General features: G+C 46.1%; 18 protein-coding genes, 1 tRNA gene and 1 other RNA gene. 16 read left to right on the top strand and 4 right to left on the bottom strand.

What is annotated here, in order from left to right; translation table 11 throughout:
- Window positions 1–13: 13 nt before the first annotated feature.
- The 10 genes from WAO38_RS07020 (at window position 14) to WAO38_RS07065 (ending at window position 6,978) form a co-directional block, all read left to right on the top strand.
- Window positions 14–424: an Hpt domain-containing protein gene (locus tag WAO38_RS07020; RefSeq protein WP_422235669.1), complete on the top strand. Its 411-nt coding sequence runs from the start codon at window positions 14–16 to the stop codon at window positions 422–424.
- Window positions 421–1,161 carry a tryptophan synthase subunit alpha gene (gene trpA / locus WAO38_RS07025; protein WP_422235671.1) on the top strand — a complete coding sequence of 247 codons (741 nt, stop codon included), beginning with the start codon at window positions 421–423 and terminating at the stop codon, window positions 1,159–1,161. Before WAO38_RS07020 ends, trpA begins: the two co-directional genes overlap by 4 nt.
- A gap of 24 nt (window positions 1,162–1,185) precedes the next feature.
- Window positions 1,186–2,112, top strand: a complete 927-nt coding sequence (locus WAO38_RS07030) for a DUF3943 domain-containing protein (protein ID WP_422235673.1) — start codon at window positions 1,186–1,188, stop codon at window positions 2,110–2,112.
- Window positions 2,113–2,171: 59 nt separating this feature from the next.
- Window positions 2,172–2,542, top strand: a transfer-messenger RNA (tmRNA) gene (ssrA, locus tag WAO38_RS07035).
- Between the two features lie 316 nt (window positions 2,543–2,858).
- A complete protein-coding gene (locus WAO38_RS07040; protein ID WP_422235675.1) occupies window positions 2,859–3,560 on the top strand; it encodes a GGDEF domain-containing protein in 702 nt (233 codons plus the stop codon).
- A gap of 65 nt (window positions 3,561–3,625) precedes the next feature.
- Window positions 3,626–4,642: an HD-GYP domain-containing protein gene (locus tag WAO38_RS07045; protein ID WP_422235677.1), complete on the top strand. Its 1,017-nt coding sequence runs from the start codon at window positions 3,626–3,628 to the stop codon at window positions 4,640–4,642.
- A gap of 279 nt (window positions 4,643–4,921) precedes the next feature.
- Entirely contained in the window at window positions 4,922–5,140 is a 219-nt protein-coding gene (locus tag WAO38_RS07050; protein ID WP_422235679.1) for a hypothetical protein, read from the top strand.
- Between the two features lie 146 nt (window positions 5,141–5,286).
- On the top strand, window positions 5,287–5,877 hold the full coding sequence (locus WAO38_RS07055; RefSeq protein ID WP_422235681.1) for a ParA family protein: 591 nt from the start codon (window positions 5,287–5,289) through the stop codon (window positions 5,875–5,877).
- A gap of 31 nt (window positions 5,878–5,908) precedes the next feature.
- Entirely contained in the window at window positions 5,909–6,160 is a 252-nt protein-coding gene (locus WAO38_RS07060; protein WP_422235683.1) for a hypothetical protein, read from the top strand.
- The gene (locus tag WAO38_RS07065) at window positions 6,157–6,978 is read left to right on the top strand and encodes a hypothetical protein (protein WP_422235684.1); all 822 of its coding nucleotides are present in this window, start codon (window positions 6,157–6,159) and stop codon (window positions 6,976–6,978) included. The genes WAO38_RS07060 and WAO38_RS07065 overlap by 4 nt, the downstream gene beginning before the upstream one ends.
- A 2-nt stretch (window positions 6,979–6,980) precedes the next feature.
- Here WAO38_RS07065 and WAO38_RS07070 read toward each other — a convergent pair whose 3' ends face one another.
- Window positions 6,981–7,772: a tetratricopeptide repeat protein gene (locus WAO38_RS07070; RefSeq protein ID WP_422235686.1), complete on the bottom strand. Its 792-nt coding sequence runs from the start codon at window positions 7,770–7,772 to the stop codon at window positions 6,981–6,983.
- Between the two features lie 71 nt (window positions 7,773–7,843).
- Between WAO38_RS07070 and WAO38_RS07075 the strand changes: the two genes are divergently transcribed.
- From WAO38_RS07075 to WAO38_RS07085, 3 genes are read left to right on the top strand one after another with little or no spacing between them, the layout of a single operon-like run.
- On the top strand, window positions 7,844–8,725 hold the full coding sequence (locus WAO38_RS07075) for a FecR domain-containing protein (RefSeq protein WP_422235688.1): 882 nt from the start codon (window positions 7,844–7,846) through the stop codon (window positions 8,723–8,725).
- A complete protein-coding gene (locus WAO38_RS07080; protein WP_422235690.1) occupies window positions 8,715–9,590 on the top strand; it encodes a hypothetical protein in 876 nt (291 codons plus the stop codon). The genes WAO38_RS07075 and WAO38_RS07080 overlap by 11 nt, the downstream gene beginning before the upstream one ends.
- Window positions 9,587–10,732 (top strand): PDZ domain-containing protein, encoded by a 1,146-nt coding sequence (locus tag WAO38_RS07085; protein ID WP_422235691.1) that lies wholly within the window; start codon window positions 9,587–9,589, stop codon window positions 10,730–10,732. The genes WAO38_RS07080 and WAO38_RS07085 overlap by 4 nt, the downstream gene beginning before the upstream one ends.
- Before the next feature lie 63 nt (window positions 10,733–10,795).
- On the opposite strand, the gene WAO38_RS07090 is transcribed toward WAO38_RS07085, so the two are convergent.
- The 3 genes from WAO38_RS07090 to WAO38_RS07100 all read right to left on the bottom strand — a co-directional run bounded on the left by WAO38_RS07090 (window position 10,796) and on the right by WAO38_RS07100 (window position 12,307).
- A tRNA-Arg gene (locus WAO38_RS07090) sits at window positions 10,796–10,872 on the bottom strand.
- A 39-nt stretch (window positions 10,873–10,911) separates the two neighbouring features.
- Window positions 10,912–11,481: a PhnA domain-containing protein gene (locus tag WAO38_RS07095; protein WP_422235693.1), complete on the bottom strand. Its 570-nt coding sequence runs from the start codon at window positions 11,479–11,481 to the stop codon at window positions 10,912–10,914.
- A 40-nt stretch (window positions 11,482–11,521) separates the two neighbouring features.
- Window positions 11,522–12,307, bottom strand: a complete 786-nt coding sequence (locus WAO38_RS07100; RefSeq protein WP_422235695.1) for an MBL fold metallo-hydrolase — start codon at window positions 12,305–12,307, stop codon at window positions 11,522–11,524.
- 156 nt (window positions 12,308–12,463) lie between these two features.
- Between WAO38_RS07100 and WAO38_RS07105 the strand changes: the two genes are divergently transcribed.
- The 3 genes from WAO38_RS07105 to WAO38_RS07115 are packed head-to-tail and all read left to right on the top strand — an operon-like array spanning window position 12,464 to window position 19,240.
- Window positions 12,464–15,835 (top strand): DUF2126 domain-containing protein, encoded by a 3,372-nt coding sequence (locus WAO38_RS07105; RefSeq protein ID WP_422235696.1) that lies wholly within the window; start codon window positions 12,464–12,466, stop codon window positions 15,833–15,835.
- A 39-nt stretch (window positions 15,836–15,874) separates the two neighbouring features.
- Window positions 15,875–18,346, top strand: a complete 2,472-nt coding sequence (locus WAO38_RS07110) for a circularly permuted type 2 ATP-grasp protein (protein ID WP_422235700.1) — start codon at window positions 15,875–15,877, stop codon at window positions 18,344–18,346.
- 3 nt (window positions 18,347–18,349) lie between these two features.
- Window positions 18,350–19,240, top strand: coding sequence for a transglutaminase family protein (locus WAO38_RS07115; RefSeq protein ID WP_422235698.1), 891 nt, complete (start codon window positions 18,350–18,352; stop codon window positions 19,238–19,240).
- Window positions 19,241–19,438: the final 198 nt, after the last annotated feature.

The following is a 19,438-nucleotide window of genomic DNA, read 5'->3' on the forward strand; positions in this document are numbered from 1 at the left end:
GATATAGGAGAACATGGGAATGGGAATACGAAGCGATTTAGAGGCCAATTTTGACTTTGAAATCATTGACGAATTTTTAGATCACTATGCCATAATGGTGGAGATTATGGAGCCTCTTATGGTTGATCTAAGCAATGCCGAGCGCTACCATCGCTCAATCGAAGAGCTATTCCGTATTTTCCATAATATCAAGTCAGCTTCAGGCTATTTGCAAATTGAACCGATGACCCGTTTATCCACATTCGTCGAAGATGCGCTAGAACAGCTGCGCAGCAAAGACAAAATCGTCAATGAAGAGACAGTGACATGGCTTATCAGTGTTTCTGATATGTTTATGCAATGGCAAGAAGATTTCAAAATGGACAATGAACTCTCTAAAATCCATTTTTCCCTTTTAATTTTACCCGATATGGAGAGAGCGTGAAGCAACTCGTAGCATACATTACCGCGGGATATCCCGATAAAAATTTTACCGTTGACCTGGCATTGGCGCTAGGTGAAAGCGGTGTCGATACCTTAGAACTCGGGGTTCCGTTTTCTGATCCTGTAGCCGATGGTCCCGTGATCGAAGCTGCCAATGAACGAGCATTAAAGGCAGGATTTCGTTTTGCTGATATTTTAAGTATTTCCGAAGCGATTGCCCCTAAAATCGACACCTTATGGATGGGGTATTTCAACCCGTTTTATCAATTCGGAGTGGAGCGTCTGCTCGATACGATGCAAACTCTCGGTGTCAATGGCCTCATCATCCCTGATGTACCTTACGAAGAGGCAAAAGCCTACCATGATGCATTTGAATCGCGCAATCTGGCAAATATCACGTTTGTAGCGCCTACCGACGGTGAGGCACGGATCGCAACCATTACCGCAGAAGCGCGTAAGTTTATCTATCTCGTTGCCTATGCCGGTATTACCGGAAGCGGAAAAAGCGAAGATTTGCTTCCGGTTCTTGAAATGATCAAACGCCATTCAAAGACCCCGGTGTATGTCGGATTCGGTGTGAATGAGCAAACGGCCCGTGAAAAAGTGCAGGGGGCTGACGGAGTTATCGTCGGTTCGGCCATCGTGAACGTCCTTCTGGATGACACGTTGAACAATACGCAAAAAATTGCCAAATGCTGCGAGATTACCCGAGTGATTAAATCACTGATCAATGAATAGCACTCGCGGAGCATTAGAGGGTTAATGTTTCGTAAAACCGTATTGTTACTCTTCGCAGCGATTAGCGTTTCTGCCGATCACTCTTTGTATGATGTGTTGAAAACAAACCCGTCTTCAGAAGTTCAAGCGTCGGCTGTTTATGATTTTTCTCTCAGTGGCGAAGCTTTATCCGCGCATCACGACGCTGTGTCGGAGAATTTCAGCGAGCAGTTTCAGCGACTGAGCAGCGATGAGGGAAAAGACTACCTTCCCCAAACAATCAATGTCAATGAAGAGCTTCCTTATCGGTATCGGAGAGTGATCGAAGATACCGTCTACTTGCAGATTCTTCTGATCTCTTCCGTCAGTTTTTTAACATTGCTTCCGCAGAGCATCACCAGCTGGGATGTTGAGGAGCTCCAGAAAAAATCACTCTCAGAACGCTGGTATGAACATGTATCCACTCCGCCGGTTTGGGATCATGATGACTGGGTCATCAACTACATCGGGCATCCGGTATCGGGTGCCTGGTATTACACCATGGCCCGTAATGACGGAATGTCGGTTGGTGAGTCGGCAGCCTTTTCTGCACTGATGTCGACTTTCTTCTGGGAATACGGTTATGAAGCGGTTGCCGAAGTTCCTTCGATTCAGGACTTGATTTTTACCCCTTTGCTCGGCTCATTTCTGGGGGAAGGGATGTATGTTCTGGAAGGGAAACTCGATGCGAACGGAGGTAGGGTCTTCGGTTCAAAGACGATCGGCGACATAAGCTATTTTCTTTTAGATCCGATGGGGAGTATCGCCAGCGGGATGAAAAACATACTGAGCGCTCTTCATATTGATACTGACGTGACGATGACGATACAAACCTATCCGCTGACGCAGTCTCGGGCTACTGCCCCGTATGAGGATTCGATGGGGTTTCGGGAACGCGAATACGGTTTCAGGATAACTTTTCAAGAGCAATAAACAATCTTCTATTTACACAGCTTTGGATATAATACGTCTATAACTTCGGTTATCTTTGTGGGGGCGACATGGCTTCGACTGGATCAAGAAGGTTTAGGTTGCATTGCCGGACTGAGCAACTCCGTTATACGGCTCACAATTGCTTAAACGCAAACAACACTAATTACCGTCCTGCTTACGCTGTAGCGTAAGTTTAATTTAATTTAGGACTGCGCTACCTTCCTATGCTATAACCGGAAGGGCTTGGCGTATAACCCCTGTGATAGCTATATTCTTGGAATGTCTCGGACTTGAATGAATTTAGAGAATTGGATGCTGTAGCTTTGCACGTTGTGTGAAGGTATCTGAAAAACAAACAACGTTACTAAGCATGTAGACGCCTTTACAATCTTGGTTTAGGACTCCGGTTCAATCCCGGACGCCTCCACCACAATTTATCCCCCTTTTTTTAAACCTTCCAATAGCCTCTCTTAAAACAATATTACCAAGACTTTTTATCTTTATGACGGAACCCCGTGGGATTTAACTAATTAGGTTTTCTAATGGAATTTCAATCGCGTAAATAATAAAATATGTTTAAAACAATTTCAAACGACTCAAGCCATTTTTATCTCATAAATAGGGAGATAATGATGTCGGTCAGAAGTTTATTTGAGCAATATCATCGTAAATAGGAAAATTATTTGGAAAACCTTTATACAGAGCATCAAAAAATTACCAGGCTGGTTAAAGAGTCAATAGAATCGATGCCAGTAGTTTTTCCTGCAGTATATGGAAAGATTTATAATGAAACAGCTCAAAAATGTAATATTGAACTGAAGCCGGAAGAACTTCTCTCTTCTGAAGTATTGAACGACAAAATAGTTCGCCATGTTATTACCTTAACATTGTGTGCCGATCAAGCCATAGAAGCAATAAAAAATGAAGATAAATTGCTTTTGAAGCTGGTTTTGGAAAAAACAAAAGTACTGCGTGATGAGATGTTTGAACTGCAAAAACTTGTATATGAAGACGGACTTACCAAAAGCTATAACCGAAAATGGCTGGAGGATACCTATCTGGATCACAATACCGAGGAAGGTACGATTGTTGTTATTGATCTTGATAAATTTAAATCTATCAATGATACGCATGGACATGTCGTAGGCGACAAAGTGTTGGTGCATGTAGCCCAAAAGCTGAAAGAGAGCGGAGGAAAGGTGGTCCGTTTTGGCGGAGATGAATTTTTAGTTATTTTTGATGCCCATGAAGCAGCGGCCGCTATTCAAAAAAAGATAGAAGCCATGATCCAAAAATGCGGAAATACATTGTTTAAAGCAAAAGAGGGGAGTTTCAAAATCGGATTCTCCTACGGAATTGCCCCGTTTTCGTTGGGATCGGATTTTAATGCGGTTATCGATGCCGCGGATAAAGCAATGTACCGTCATAAAAGAGAATGTCACGCCTGAACAAGATGGGATCAAAAATAGTGAATTTAGTCATAAATACTGTGTATAAACGAAAAGGTTAATGAGTGCAAAGAGTTGTACAGAGAGTCATCAGTTATAAATATCTGCCGCTCAATCCCAGCAGTCTGATCGAAGGGGCCGCAATCCCGTTTGATTGCTATATTAAACGTTTTGGCGATTATGTCATTATTATTGAAGCCGGTACGATCATTTCTAAAAATTTACTGGACAAAATAGATAAAAACGGCGTGATCTATATTTTGAAACATGATACCGAAAAGCTCAAAGTGTATCGCGAACCGTATGAAAACGGCAATGAAATTATATTGCATGGGCTGCATACCGAGGAAATGGTGGATACGGTTTCGAAAATGTCTCACATGTTGTCGCAAATAAACGGCTTGGATGAAAAACTTGAGGTTGTGTATTCGGTGACATCAAACTTGTTAGAAGCCATTTTTAATAAGAAGGATGAAAAACTTCCTTTAGAGGCTATTCAAGAGAGTGCGACGCAGTTAGTCGAACATGTCAGCATAGATGTCAAAACGATTCATGTGATGCTGAATAGGATGCCGACTGACTATACTACGCACAACCATAGTACAAATGTCGCTTTTTTATCGGTTATTTTGGGGAAAGCACTCGGTTTGACAAAGGAAGCGCTCGTTGAAATCGCCTTTGCCGGATTAATGCATGATATCGGGAAAATTCGGATTGATAAAGAGATGCTGCTCAAACCCGGCCCTTTGGATGAGGATGAGTATGAGCTGGTAAAAGGGCATTCCGATGCCGGCTACGGAATTTTGCTGGATAATGGGATCACCAATCAAAAAATTTTGTATGGGGTCCGTTTCCATCATGAAAAACTTGACGGAAGCGGGTATCCTCAGGGTCTGCGCGGAAAAATGATTTCCGTATTCGCGCGCATTCTGGGAATCTGCGATGTATTTGACGCATTAACGACCAAACGGACTTTTCGTACAAACTATACAAGCTTTGAGGCTTTATTGTTAATGAAAAAAGAGATGAACTCCCAATTGGATGAAAGTTATATCGATGCTTTTATCCGTTTGTTGAGGTAGGAATTTTAACGCTATTCAGGATTTCTGAATAGCCCTTTTGCAAGTTACGGATTTTTTTCCCTCCGAATAATAAAACAACAACTCCAAAAACCAATACTAATGCCGAACCGCTTGGCATAGCCATCGTAGTGTCCCTTTTATTTTTAGTATAGTAAAAAAGTGTGCAGTCCGTGTGAAGTATGCACCATCGGAAAAAAATATTTCACCGAAGAAACTGAATAATCGTAATACGACAGTAATCCTCTCATGCAACAATCTTCCTCAAAAAAAGGGGATCAAATGACATACAATGGAAACTTTTTGTCGTGGCTGGATCATAGACCGATGGAGCAGGCGATTATCGCGTACCGTGGAAAAATGACAATGCACGAAATGTTCACATGCCTCGAAATCAGCAACCGTATGAATGTCGCTATGGAAGAGGTCCTTACCAAAATGGCTGATTTTAAAGAGACGAGTGCTCATATTCTCTATAAGCAAGAGTTTCTATTCGTCTAATCCTTCTGCGGGAGTGATATCCCACAACCCCACTGCTGCATACCAAATATAAAAAAATAGTAGTTATTTACAGTATAAAACTTGACTTAAACTATTATTTGTAGGTAAAATACTGTAATTAACAGTTATTTTCAGTAAGGTGAATTATGAACATTACGATCGTCAATTTTAAAGGGGGCGTCGGAAAATCGATGATCGCCCATCAGCTCATTACCGGGTTTGGATTCCGGGGATGCGAAATCGATCCGTATGGATCTTTGTCGGACCGATTGCCAGAGCGGGTCAACCGCATTGAGATACAGGAAAAATATTTAGCGCAGCCCCTAGAGGAGACGATTTTTGATTTCGGCGGGTTTGATGATATCAAACTCGATCAGGCAATCCGCTATTCGGATCTGATCATTATCCCTTTTATTCCGACCCTCGAGACGATTCAGGGAACGGTAGATACTTTGGTCCGGGTCGCATCAGCAAATAAGCCGATCTTGATGGTGCCGAACATGAGCCAAAAAGAGAATGACATCAATGATGCGAAGTTCGTATTCGAAGAGACACTGGGGTATGAGATCGAGATGTTTCCGATTCCGATGAGCGTCGCGCTTCAAACAGCGATCAATGAAAACCGGTCTATTATCGAGCTGTCACAGCAAGGAGGGATCAAAGGGTATGCCTATCGGAAGAGTTCGAATATGATTCGTGAGCTGCACACCAAGATTCGGGAATATGCCAATGTCTAGCGTATTTTTGACCGTATAAAAGGAGGGTGAAATGGAAGAGATCAAAGAGAATAAGTTTGCGGCGCGGGTAACTCAACGGGAGCTCTCAACCCACAAAGAGATTCAGACCGCTAAACATCCGGGCGGACGGCCCAAAAAAATGGACGATATCAAACAAAGCGAAAAGGTATTTTTGACGCTGACAAAGGGTGAAAAATTAAAGCTGGACGAACATACGGCACGTACGGGTGAATCGATTGCGGGTGCAATACGGCGAGCCCTGAAAGAGATGGGGATGATATGATGGGATCGAGTGTACCGCGATCGATAGTGCTGATGGCTGTATTGGTGCTATTGGGAGGTTGTTCCCCGCAAGCTCCTCTCCCGGCTCAAAAACCGTGTATGACTGCGGCATCGCTCAATACCTACGGATACAATTACCTATCCAGGGTAGCCAAATTGCTGCGAGAAGACAAAAAAAATATTGAATCGTTTGAAGGATTCATCAATGCAATGAAAGGGACGGTAGACAGTTATGCCAATATGGTGAAATCGAGTGTCTATATCAGTAATGTTGTCCGTTTTTTACCGATTCCCTATGCGGGAGAAGTATCGAATACGACCAAACTGATTTCCAAAACGGTCTTGAATCTCGGTGGAGCGGCAAGTGCGCTGAACCGATATAAAAAGAGTTCGGATGCATTTCTGGAGAATTTTGACAAACTAAGCCCGAATAATGCGAGTGCCGCGGATATATCCAAATTAGCGATATATGCCGATACTAAATTATTAGCGGATGCCAAGGATCTTGAAAATGCTCTCAAAGAAATATCTTCGTCTACGGCCATGATGGCGGCAACGACGCAAAGTATTGCCGATGCGCTGGATACAACCGGCGGCTATGTCAACCAGGCAAAAATATACGCAGGGCTATCCCAACCGGAACGGGATGACAAGAGTACGGTAGTGCAAAACCGCAACTCGATCAATGCCCGCATGATCCAGCTCAATCAAAAAATTGCGTCGTTGGAAAAGAGTGGACAAACCCATCGTTACAACATTGCAAAAGCACGGATTTATTCGGAATTAGCATTGCAAATCGATAGCCCCTCAGCAAAGTAGGGCTATTGGACCTGTTTGACAAAGGTTTCTTCGACACTTTTGCGATCGGTGACTTTGACATTGATACAAAAATCATCAAAGACATTGACTTGGGTTGCTGCGGAGTATTTTGTGCGTGTGTAGCGTAACACGATTTTATTCTGATCATAGAATATTTCACCTGTTACGCTGCCGCCGTCCGGCGGAATTGTGCATTTATCCGCTTGAAAGCCGTTTCGGCTCCATTTTCCGCTTAAATCCACCCCTGACATTTCCAAATCAAATATATCGGTGAGTCGTTCACTGACGGGGACCTTTCCGACGAGTGTATAGGTTGAAATGACATCATCATCGTCAGGACGGCGATCCGAAGTAAGTTTTAAATGATTGCCTGACATTTCAAGTGTATAGGTCCACCCGTTATGCCCGGTCCATATTCCTGCAAGGGAGGTAACTTTAGCCGCCTGTTCCATACGGTATTCGAGCTTGATAATTTCGTCGCGTATTTTCGGAGCGTCTTCGGCTTTGGGGCTCAGTTCCAGATAGCGCTGATAACTGTGCATCGCCTCTTTGTATCGGCCGAGTTTGGTTTGCACCGATCCCAGATTGTACCACGCCGCTGAGAGCTCAGGGGCGACTTGGGTAGCTTTTGCAAACTGCTCGGCGGCTCCGGAGAGCTCTTTATCCGACTTGGCCATTTCGATCGCGGCGATCCCGCGTATCAGGTATCGGCGTCCTTCTTCCATCCGATCATCGGCGATCGAGAGAGTTGAGAGAAGACTTGCGAGACAAACAGCTTTTAATAAAGTGCGCATTAACTATCCTTTTTTTCTGCTACTTAAGCTATTATACATAAGATGTATCACTATTCACAAGGTAAAAAACAATGAAACGTTTATGGATTGCATGTGTGTTTATTCTCTCTCTTCAAGCCGTATGCACAGCCAAACCCGGAGATGAGGCTATCAAATGGGCATTGAGCGAACGCAACAGCGCATTAGGTTCGGTAGCCGCCGCCGAAAAAAGGGTTGAAGCGGCGGAAAGCGATCTTAGGGTTTCACGCAGTATTGAGCAGGATATCCGAACCTCCAAAGATTCTGATGCTATGGCCGTCGCTCGCGAAGCGGTGTCGGTCAGCGAACAGGGGCTGAAAGAAGCCGATACGCTGCTCAAGCGGGCGAGAGAATTATTGTCTAAACAAGAAAAGCTTCTTGCCTCCATACAAACGGCAGTTTCGGATTTCGGGGGCGAAAAAGCGATGGTGATTCCCGTAAACGGAGAGGTCCGCCGTACATTCAAAGGGTCGGAAGTCGCTTCGGATTCCGTATTGCCGCTTCGTGTCGGTGAAAAGGTCGATGTGGGGGCCAACAGCTCAGCCAAGCTGTTTGTGGCACGCGGAGACGCGGAGGTGGATCTTCATGAAAACAGCAGCTTTACGGTTACCCGCGACGATACGGGAGAGCGTTTTGAAGCAATGCTCAGTGAGGGGCTTGCACACGTCAAAGCGAAACTGAAATATTATATGGGAAAAAAGTTTGAGGTCCGAACGCCTGCTGCGATTTGTGCCGTTCGCGGGACCGATTTTTCGATTCGGAATTTTGAGGGGGGGAGCCGTATCGAAGTTTTTGAGGGGACGGTTTCGGTTCGACTGCCTAAAAGCGGAAGCAGTGTCGATATACATTCAGGAGAGGGGTGTACAGTCTTAAAAGATGGCGGTATACAACCGGTACAAATGATTGAAAAGCAAGGGGATGGCAATGTCCATTAAACCATTGCGGATTGCATTGACGGTTATGCTGAGTATTTTGCCGGTTCATGCCGAATATTGTATCGACTGGAAATCATGGCTTCAAAGTTATACCGGACAGTCAGGGCATTGCTGGCCCAGCGAATCCGAATGCAACTCGTATTATTTTTCGCGCTGCATGAATTCGAACTACAAAAACGACTGTGCGGGATCGTGTTATTTCAAGCCCGGGCTTTATCCCAAAACGGGTGCGGCAAAAGCCCAAAAAAAAGACAATATAATGGACACGGCAGTTCAAAAGGCTGCAGAGGAGGCTCAATACAAGCAGGCCGCTTTGAAAAAAGCTGCGGAACAAAGAGCGTTCAGTGCGGAAAAAGAAAAATTGCTCGGCGGTATGAAAGGGGTGAGTGCCTCATCTGCCTCCAATCAGATCATACTCAAACCGATCCCTCCCGCGCTGTCGCAGCTTAACTGCATCGGCAACAACGAAGCAAACCGAAGCTGGGAACAGCGGGCGCCGAATTGCACTCCGATTCTATCAAATATTCCCGAACCGGGAATGCCGGTCGAAGTCGCCGGGACCACCGTCGTCGATGATCAGATGCTGAGCAACTTCATAAAATCGCTGCATCAGCGTGTCTCTAGCACACGCGATTCGCTGGCGAAACAGGACGCTGCAATCAAGGCATTGGAGAAAGAAATTTCCCAAAAAGAGATGAAAAAACCTGACGTAAAAACCCCAAAAGGCGAGAGCGATGCGATGAAACGGGCGAAAGAAGCGCTCGCCAAAGCCAAAGCCGACCGAGAACGGACGGCTCAGGAACTTTCCAAACTTGAACAGCAGGAAAAAGAGGCACAGAACAAATCAAAAGGGAGTACTCCATGAATAAAAATTTCTTGACTTTGGCATTGCTGGGTTGTTTGAGCGTTTCGATTCTTGTTTCGGCGGACGAAGGTGCACAGGGTGCAAGAAAACATATGGTAAGGGGTATTGCCGCGATCGAGATCGCCAAAACACCCGGCGAATTGCAAGAAGCGGCCGACGAATTTCGTCGTGCAACCGAGCTCGATCCCTCCTTGGCGAATGCATGGTTCAATCTGGGGTCACTCCAGACAAAGCTGGGACAGTACGGCGCAGCCATCACAAGCTATCAGCGCTATCTTAAGCTCTCACCGAATGCAGAGGATGCTCAAAAAATCCAAGACGAGATCATAAAAATCGAGTTTTTGCAGGAACGCGTTGCTAAAACGACTGCACGTCTCGGGACATGGGTTGCAGCAGACGGAACCCCTTATCGACTCACATCAGACGGCAATCACATCGTATTGGAAACGGATCAGCACGCAATCACGGACAATGAGGCCGAGGGGAGTGTTCCGCTTGTCGGCAAGATGTGGATCAAGGGTAAGGAACAGGTCAAATACGATCTGCAAGCAAGCGGAACCAGCTTGACCGGGACGTGGAAACATTCACCTTTAAAAGCCTACGTATGTACTATTCCTGAGGAGAGCGGCGAGGTTAGCGGCGAAATAAGAGACTCGGAAAAAACGATCATAGTACGGCATACACGTATGAAATATATGGCCAAAAACGGCGGTTCTTTGTTTGGCGATGATTATTGTGAAGAAGTAAAGCCTGTAGAGAAAAAGAACAGCGAAACCCTCTTGCGAGGGCCTCTTCCAAACGGCGGAATCATGGCCATTCTTTCGGGCATCAACTGGTATTGGCCCGGCGGATTTTCAGCCGTTGAATTGGGATGGACCGGAAACTTGGGCGTCAGCGATGTCAACCCAAACTCTCCGGCATTCACTGCCGGCCTTAGAGCGAAGGATAAGATAGTGTCCATCAACGGCGTCGAGGTCAAAACGCTCTCTACGGCACAAGAAGCGATCTTGCTTTTGCGCGGAGAAGCGGGAAGTGAAGTTATTTTGAATGTCATTCATGAAGATCAGGAGCAACCTGTGTCGATACGTTTCAAGCGGGTTAAAGTACCGGGCTATGTATTTGGACAGCCGTGGATTAATTAGATAAAGCAGTACAAATTATTGTTTGCAAGTCGCGTGTGTGAATTGTTAAGTACAGTAAGGAGATGGTACGCCCGAAGGGATTTGAACCCCTGACCCTTGGTACCGGAAACCAATGCTCTATCCAGCTGAGCTACGGACGCGTGATGAAAAGTTTTCGAGGCGCAAAGCCTCGGGAGAGATTATGCTTTTTTCATAAATGCGGCAACGAGGACAATCGTGGTGCCGTTGATTTTTCCCTCGATGTATCGAGCATCGTCGGTGAGACGGATATTTTTGACGATGGTTCCGCGTTTAGCGGTAAAGCCCGCCCCTTTGACTTCCAAATCTTTGATAAGCGTTACCGTGTCACCCTCGGCGAGGATCGTTCCGTTGCTGTCGCGTTGAATCACTGCACCGCCGTCGTCATTAGCGGCAGTGTTGAGCATGCCTGATTGTGCCCAAGCTTTGACATCATCTTCAAGGTACATCATGTCAAGCTGATCTTGGTCTCCCAATGCGGAGAGGAGACGAAACGCCATCACTTGTACGGCCGGAACTTGGCTCCACATACTGTCGCTTAAACAACGCCAGTGATCGGTATCGAGGTTTTGCGGATTGTTGATTTGGCTTTTGCAGGTTTCGCAGATATAGACCGATTGATCCGCAGAAGCGTCACTCGGGGCGACTTCATAAACGCTTAACCCTTCTGTCGCTCCGCATAATTCGCAAATATTTCCGCTTCGTTCTTGTAATGCTTGTTCAATACTCATAATGACACCTTGCTTGATTAATTAGGCGCATTATAGCGTATTAGGCTAAAGCGTAATTTATCCGATCCCCATCCATAAGGGCTTTTCCGCCGTTACGAAGTAATTGCAACATCTCGAGTTCCTCGAGAATAGGTGTTATAAAAAGAGCTTTGAGGTGCATCACCGAGAGGACAAAATCGTCTCTTCGGCATTTTTTCAATTCTTCAGCAAGGATGGCAGGGGTAAGGTGCTTACTGTCATAGGCCAGTTTTTCAAAGCTGGAAGGAAAGGATACTTCCGTGATGAGGGTATGAATATGGGGGCGTTCATCCAGCAGTTCCCATATCCGGTCACATTTGTAGGTATCTGCGGTAAACAAAACGCCAGAATCGTTCTTTTCGATGATATAGCCGCAACTTCCTTCCGTATGGTTTGTTTTAAAGGGAGTGAGGATCACATCATCGACTTGATAGGGGGTTTCGAGTTCCAGCTCGATCAGTTCGATGGTTTTTTCCGTATTGCCGATCAGCGTGATCTCTTCAAAATTGGGCCAGACCCGGTGGTTAAAGATAAATTGTCGCAGATCATCGAGTGTGGCTTTCAATCCATAAATTTTCAGGGAAACTTTTTTTTTGGTGACGAAGAGGTCGGCGAGAAAAGGGATGTCGATAATATGATCAAGATGCGAATGGGTTAAAAAAATATGTTCTATCGTAAAAACCTCGTCACCGAATGTATTGATAAGGTTTCCGGCATCGATGACACAATGATTGCTTACCCGTACACATGTAGTCCCCTGTGTCGGTGTCCGAGTGCCGCCGGTTCCTAAAAATTCGATGTATTCCATAAATCCACCCTTCCATAAGAAACTAAATTATAATACAAATAATGTGAATCTGTGTTTTAAAAGTATTTGAACGTTTTATAAGCATCACTCGTTCGCTATTTTGGACTAAGTTGTGTTATCCTTACTGATAATTTAACTGCTGCGCAAAGGACTCCGATGTCGCTCAAAGTCGTTCTCTCCCATAAAACCCATTATGCTTTTGATAAACCGATCAATCTTTCTCCCCATGTGATACGACTTCGACCGGCTCCTCACAGCCGAACACCGATTGAGGCCTATTCTCTCAATATTAAGCCTGAAAACCATTTTATCAATTGGCAGCAAGATCCGTTCGGCAACTATCTTGCACGTATAGTTTTTCCGGATAAAACGACGGAACTTGCCATTGATGTAGAGGTCTTAGCCGAATTGGTGAGTATCAATCCGTTTGACTTTTTTGTGGAAGAGAGTGCCGAAAAGTTCCCTTTCAGCTACAGCAAGACATTAAAAAAAGAGCTCTCACCCTATCTAAAGATCAGTGAAAAAGGGAAGCGGCTTGATGCATTCATCGATACCATCGATTTGACCCCGCGTCCGATCAATGATTTCTTAGTCGAACTGAATATGAAAATCCATCAGCATCTAGGCTATACCCTCAGAATGGAACCGGGAGTACAGACGTGTGCGGTTACCCTCAAAGGCAAAACGGGATCGTGCCGCGATTTTGCATGGCTTTTTGTTCAGGTACTGCGCCATCTCGGGCTTGCCGCACGTTTCGTATCGGGCTATCTTGTCCAACTTGCGGCAGATGTACAATCACTCGACGGTCCCAGCGGTCCGGCGGAAGATTTTACCGATCTGCACGCATGGACGGAAGTTTATATCCCGGGTGCCGGGTGGATCGGGTTGGATGCGACGAGCGGACTTTTCGCCGCAGAAGGGCATATCCCCTTAGCGTGTACCCCTAATCCTGAAAGTGCTGCACCGGTTGAGGGGGCGATGGATAAATGCGAGGTGGAATTTACTTATTCGAATACGGTAACGAGAGTATTTGAATCGCCGCGCGTCACGAAGCCGTACCGTGAAGAACAATGGAAAGCGATTGATGAACTGGGCTATCAGGTCGATAAAGAGCTGATCGAGAATGATGTCCGTCTGACGATGGGGGGAGAACCGACGTTTGTCTCCATCGACGATATGGAATCACCCGAATGGAATACCGAAGCCGACGGTCCGCACAAACGCGAATTGGCCAATGTCCTCTCTCGGCGATTGCTCAAGACTTTTGGCCACGGTGGGATGCTCCATCATGCGCAAGGCAAATGGTATCCCGGAGAGCCGCTGCCGCGATGGATGTCTACGATCATCTGGCGCAAAGACGGTCAGCCGATCTGGAATAATCCGGATTTATTGGCAAGTTTGGATCAGACGTTTGACTATAAACCCGAAGATGCCCGTAAATTTTTATCAAAACTGTGTCTGAATTTAGGGATCAGCGATAAAAATATCCACGATGCCTATAATGATCCTCTGGTTGCATTGCTCCAAGAATCTCTTTTGCCGGTCGATGTCGATCCGATGAAGACAAGTCTGAAAGATTCGCTTGAACGTCGGGCCTTGGCGGATAGCCTCTCCAGCGGGATTGACAAACCTGCGGGATTTGTCCTCCCCCTAGGATGGGGAACAACCCGATGGATCACCTGCCGATGGGAGTTCCGCCGAGCTCAGCTGTTTCTCGCACCGGGGACTTCTCCGGTAGGATTGCGGCTACCGCTGGACTCGTTAACGCACAAACCGCATGTGGAGCTCGAACAGAGCTTTGAACCCGATCTGTTTTCGGCATTTCCATCGCTGGGGGAATACCACAGTGCCGTCAAAGCACGTGCGGCAAAGGTTAACAAGACGACCAAAAAAACAACCGATTACGATGTGTTTGTCCGTACGGCGATCAGTGTCGAAATACGCGAGTCGAAACTCTTTATTTTTCTGCCGCCGATTTTGGATACTGAAGCCTTTTTGGACTTGATCGCGTCGATCGAAGAGACGGCTGAGGCATTGAATATGGCGGTGATGATCGAGGGGTATGAGCCTCCGCACGATTTACGCATCGAGAAAATGCGCGTTACTCCCGATCCCGGGGTCATTGAGGTCAATATCCATCCGACATCGAGCTGGGAAGAGTTGACAGATGTCATCGATACCCTCTATGAAGAAGCGCATCAATCCCGACTGGGGACCCTTAAATTTATGCAGGATGGAAAACAGACGGGAACGGGCGGGGGAAATCACGTCACGATCGGCGGGATAACTCCGAGTGACAGTCCGCTGCTGCGCAATCCGGAGCTTTTGCGCTCACTTATAACCTTTTGGCAGCATCATCCGAGTCTTTCCTATCTGTTCTCGGGTCAGTTCATCGGACCGACTTCGCAGGCTCCGCGTGTCGATGAAGGGCGGCTTGAAAACCTCTATGAACTGGAGATCGCGTTCAATCAAATTCCTGAGGGAGAAGAGGTTCCGTTTTGGCTTACCGACCGGCTGTTCCGCCATATGCTGACCGATTTGACGGGAAATACCCATCGGAGCGAGTTTTGTATTGATAAACTCTACTCTCCGGATTCGTCAACGGGACGGTTGGGGATATTGGAGCTTCGCGGGTTTGAAATGCCTCCGCACGCGCAGATGTCATTGATGCAGATGCTGCTGGTCCGTACGCTTGTCGCACTGTTCTGGCGCAAACCGTATAAACACAAGCTGGTACGCTGGGGAACACAGCTGCATGACAAATTTCTGCTCGAACATTATGTACGTGAAGACATCCGGGGTATTGTCGAATTTTTGCGTTCGGAAGGGTACGCCTTTGAAAATGATTGGTTTAACCCGTTTTTCGAGTTCCGTTTTCCGTTATTCGGCATGAGTACGGTTGAGGGGATCCATTGTGAACTGCGCGGAGGAATCGAACCGTGGAATGTACTGGGAGAAGAATCGAGTTCTCAAGGGACAGCCCGTTACGTCGATTCATCACTGGAGAGAGTACAGATAAAAGTAACTGATTTTGTCGACGAACGGTATGTCCTTACCTGTAACGGAGTCCGCGTTCCTCTCGTCTCTACCGGGGTAGAGGGGGAATATGTCTCCGGTGTCCGCTATCGGGCATGGCAGCCATGGTCTGCGCTCCATCCTACGATCGGAGTCGATACGCCGCTTGTGTTTGATGTCGTGGATACCTGGAATCGGCGCTCTATGGGGGGCTTTACCTATTATGTCGCCCATCCGGGAGGACGATCGTATGATACTTTCCCGATCAATACCCTGGAAGCGCAATCCCGCCGAATCAGCAGGTTCTGGGGATTCGGTCACACCCAAGGCGAGATCGAAGAGGTTCATGAACCGATGATCCGAGAACAAAAACCTTCAGGTGAAGAGGCTGCATCGCGTGCCGTGGTGACCCATCCGAAGAAAAAAGTATTCAGCTATCAGGAACTTCCGGGTTCATTGGAATATCCTCATACCCTTGATCTCCGCCGTAAATGGAGCCCGAATGCGCAATAAACGGTTATTTAACATGGTAAGGTTTGCGGATTGAATTCGATGTTTGAACGATACCGTCTCAGTTCATCGTATGATGAGATGTTTGATGATAAAAAAAATGTTCGTCCCCATTGGGTCAAGCTAAAAGCAAATCTTGAGCGGATCGGCTTAGAACAATTGCACGCCAAGCAAAAAGAGATTGATTGGCGATTGGAAGATAACGGTGTAACATACAACGTCTATAATGATCCGGGAGGGTTGAACCGCCCGTGGAAACTCGATCCTATCCCTTTGATTATCGAAGAAGCGCAGTGGGATATTGTCGAAAAAGGGCTCAAGCAGCGGTGCAAACTTTTTAATTTGTTATTGCAAGACATCTATGGCGAACAAAAAGCGATTCAAGACGGGATCATTCCGATGGAAGTGATCTATGCTCACGGCGGATTTATGCGTGAAATGCACGGGATCAAAAATCCGCTGATCCTTTATGCCGCCGATATGGCACGGGGACCGGACGGAAAGATATGGGTGATCAATGACCGTACCCAAGCTCCTTCAGGTCTGGGATATGCCATTGAAAACCGTTTGACGATGAACGGAGCGATGCAAGATCTGTATGAAGGGATTTCGGTTCAACGGCTGTATGACTTTTTTGAAACCTTTAAATCGCTTTTTCAAGGTGACGGCACAGGCCGGAACATGGAACCGCTGAATGTACTGCTCTCTCCGGGTCCGCATAATGAGACCTATTTCGAACATGCTTATCTGAGTTCTTTTTTAGGGCTGACACTGGTTCAGGGACAGGACCTATTGGCCAAAAACGGGGCTGTCTGGCTCAAAAGTCTGAAAGGGCTTCGTCGTATCGATACGATTTTACGCCGTGTGGATGAGACCTATTGTGATCCGCTGGAACTGCGCTCTGATTCGCAGCTCGGTGTTTCCGGACTTGTTCAGTCCATTCGGTCCGGCGGGGTAGGGATGATTAACCCTTTAGGCAGCGGTGTACTGGAAAATTTGGGACTTAACCCGTTTATGTCCCGTTTGGCACGCTATTTCCTCAATGAGGAATTAATCCTCCCTCAGATTGCTACCTGGTGGTGCGGTCAAGCCAAAGAGCAAGAATTCGTGTTGGAAAATCTTGATCGCCTTATTATCAAAACGATTGACCGTGTCGGAGAAAAACATACCTATGTCGGGAAGAAACTGACCAGAGAAGAGCTCAAAACCCTTCAGCAGGATATTCTTGATCAGCCCCATCGCTATGTAGGGCAAGAAGAGGTTGAATTCGCTACCTGTCCTACGATGGTAAAAGATTCGATTGAAGCCAGAAAGTCGGTTATCCGTGCGTATACGATTGCCCAGAATGATACCTATACACTAATGCCGGGAGCATTGGTTCGAGTCGGGATGAGTAATGATTCCTTGATGGTTTCGAATCAGTTGGGCGGAAGCAGTAAAGATTTATGGGTACTCGGAGAATCCCAAAGTGCTCCGCTGATTCATACGTTTAAACCCAAATCGGGTGTTGAAAATTCTCTCGAAAATATTCCGAGTCTGCGGGCAGAAAATCTTTTTTGGCTGGGCCGTTATTTGATGCGCTCGATTATTACGGCCAGAATGATCCGTACAACGTTGAAATACATGACGAATGCTTCACGTTATGATCATGACTCGAACCGCCAAACTCAGGATATGCTGACTAAAGCGCTTACCCATGTTACGATGACCTATCCGGGGTTTTTAGAAAAAAAAATTGCCTCCGTACCGTTTGATGAGATTGCATCGGTCAGTTTTAATACGTCAAGAGTCGGGAGTCTGGTCCAAATTATTACGGTCCTTTCCAATACGAATACCTACGCCAAAAACTTATTGCCTCTGGAAGCCTCTCGCATATTTGAGCAGATGAGCCGCGAATGGAACCAATTTTGTTGCGTCGAAAAGCCGGTTCCGCGGCTGATGATACACAACCTCGACAAATTGCTGATGCAGTTGATGGCGTATAAAGAGTTGATCCAAGAGAGCCTGTTCGCCGAACAAGGATTGGTATTGTATGAGATCGGGGCACGAATAGAACGTTCTCAGTTGCTGATTTCCAAAGCCAGAGCATTGCTTATCCCCGTACACGATGTCGTCAGCGAGTATGAAATACTCGAAACACTTTTGAGTACCTGTGAGAGCCTAAATGCCTATCGTGCCCGTTACCGCTCTTCGTTTGAGATCCGGAATGTCATCGAGTTCTTGCTGCTGGACATCAATTTTCCAAAATCCTTGATCAGCGAGCTGGATGGATTGATGAAAACGCTTCCGCACTTGCCGAAATTTAAAAATGCGATCTATTTGAGCCGATACGAAGAGCCGATTTTTGAAGCTTTTTCGATGATACGGTTGAGTAAAATCGATGCACTCTCCTCTTTTCCTGAGGATGAGTACATTCGAAATGAACTCGATACGCTCCTTTCCAAACTCTCAGGGTTGCTGATCTTAGCATCCAGCGAGCTTTCAAAAACCTATTTTGCCCATTATGATGAGTAGCCGATGATTTATACCATTTACCACAGCACCCGCTTTATCTATCAGCAAGAGGTCGGGTTCAGTCACAACCTCATTCGCCTTCAGCCACGCAATACGCCGATGCAGAATGTTCTTAATTTTGATCTGACGATCGAACCGGCTGCGGCAGAGATTGAACCCTATGATGATTTTTTCGGAAACCATCTGCACCATCTTTTGGTTCGTGAACCGCATACCGTTCTCCATGTAGTTGCGCAATCACGGGTAAAGATTGATTATGACTCCGTTGAAAGAGTTCGGGAAAGCCGTCAAAATGTTTTGGGGCTGACGTATGCTCAGACTCAACAGCGGATGATGTTTTTGACTCCTGAGATTATTGAAGCAAAACAGTTCGGGTTAAAAAGCCCTTTATTGTCGATTGCTTCGGCGGATATCTTAAATTACGCGTTGCTTTCCATTAAACCGGAACGCTCCTTGTATGAAGGGATATTGGAGTTTATGGGAAGAATATTTCATGATTTTGCATTCGTAAGCGGCTTTAGTGATTTAAGCACACCGGTGGAAACGGTATTTGCCGAAAAAAAAGGGGTGTGTCAGGATTTCGCCCATTTTGCATTGACCGCATTACGGGGAATCGGACTTTGTGCCCGCTACATGAGCGGATATATTGAGACTAAACCTCCGGAAGGGGCAAAAAAATTATTCGGTTCCGATGCATCCCATGCATGGGTGTCAGTATTTATACCCGGATACGGGTGGTTCGATTTTGATCCGACCAATAACATGGTGCCTCTGGATCAGCATATAGTGTTAGGGTACGGACGCGATTATGGAGATATCTCTCCGATGCAGGGCGTCGTACTTGGAAGCGGTTCGAGTCAGTTAGGGGTAATGGTGGATGTTTCTCGGGAGTAAAAAAGGCGAAATCTTCTTATATATAGAAAGGGTTTGATTCTAATAGAAATACTTTTTCTATTTTTATTGAAATTCTTTCGAAAACCTCTTGACATCTAAGTCTAAATCCCCTATAATTCCCGTCCACAAACGATGAGACGCTTCGAAAAGAAGGGTTAAGTTTGAGTTTGAGATCATTGAAAACTAAGTAGGTCAAAC

The organism is Sulfuricurvum sp. (assembly GCF_049277495.1).
Classification (GTDB): Bacteria; Campylobacterota; Campylobacteria; order Campylobacterales; family Sulfurimonadaceae; genus Sulfuricurvum.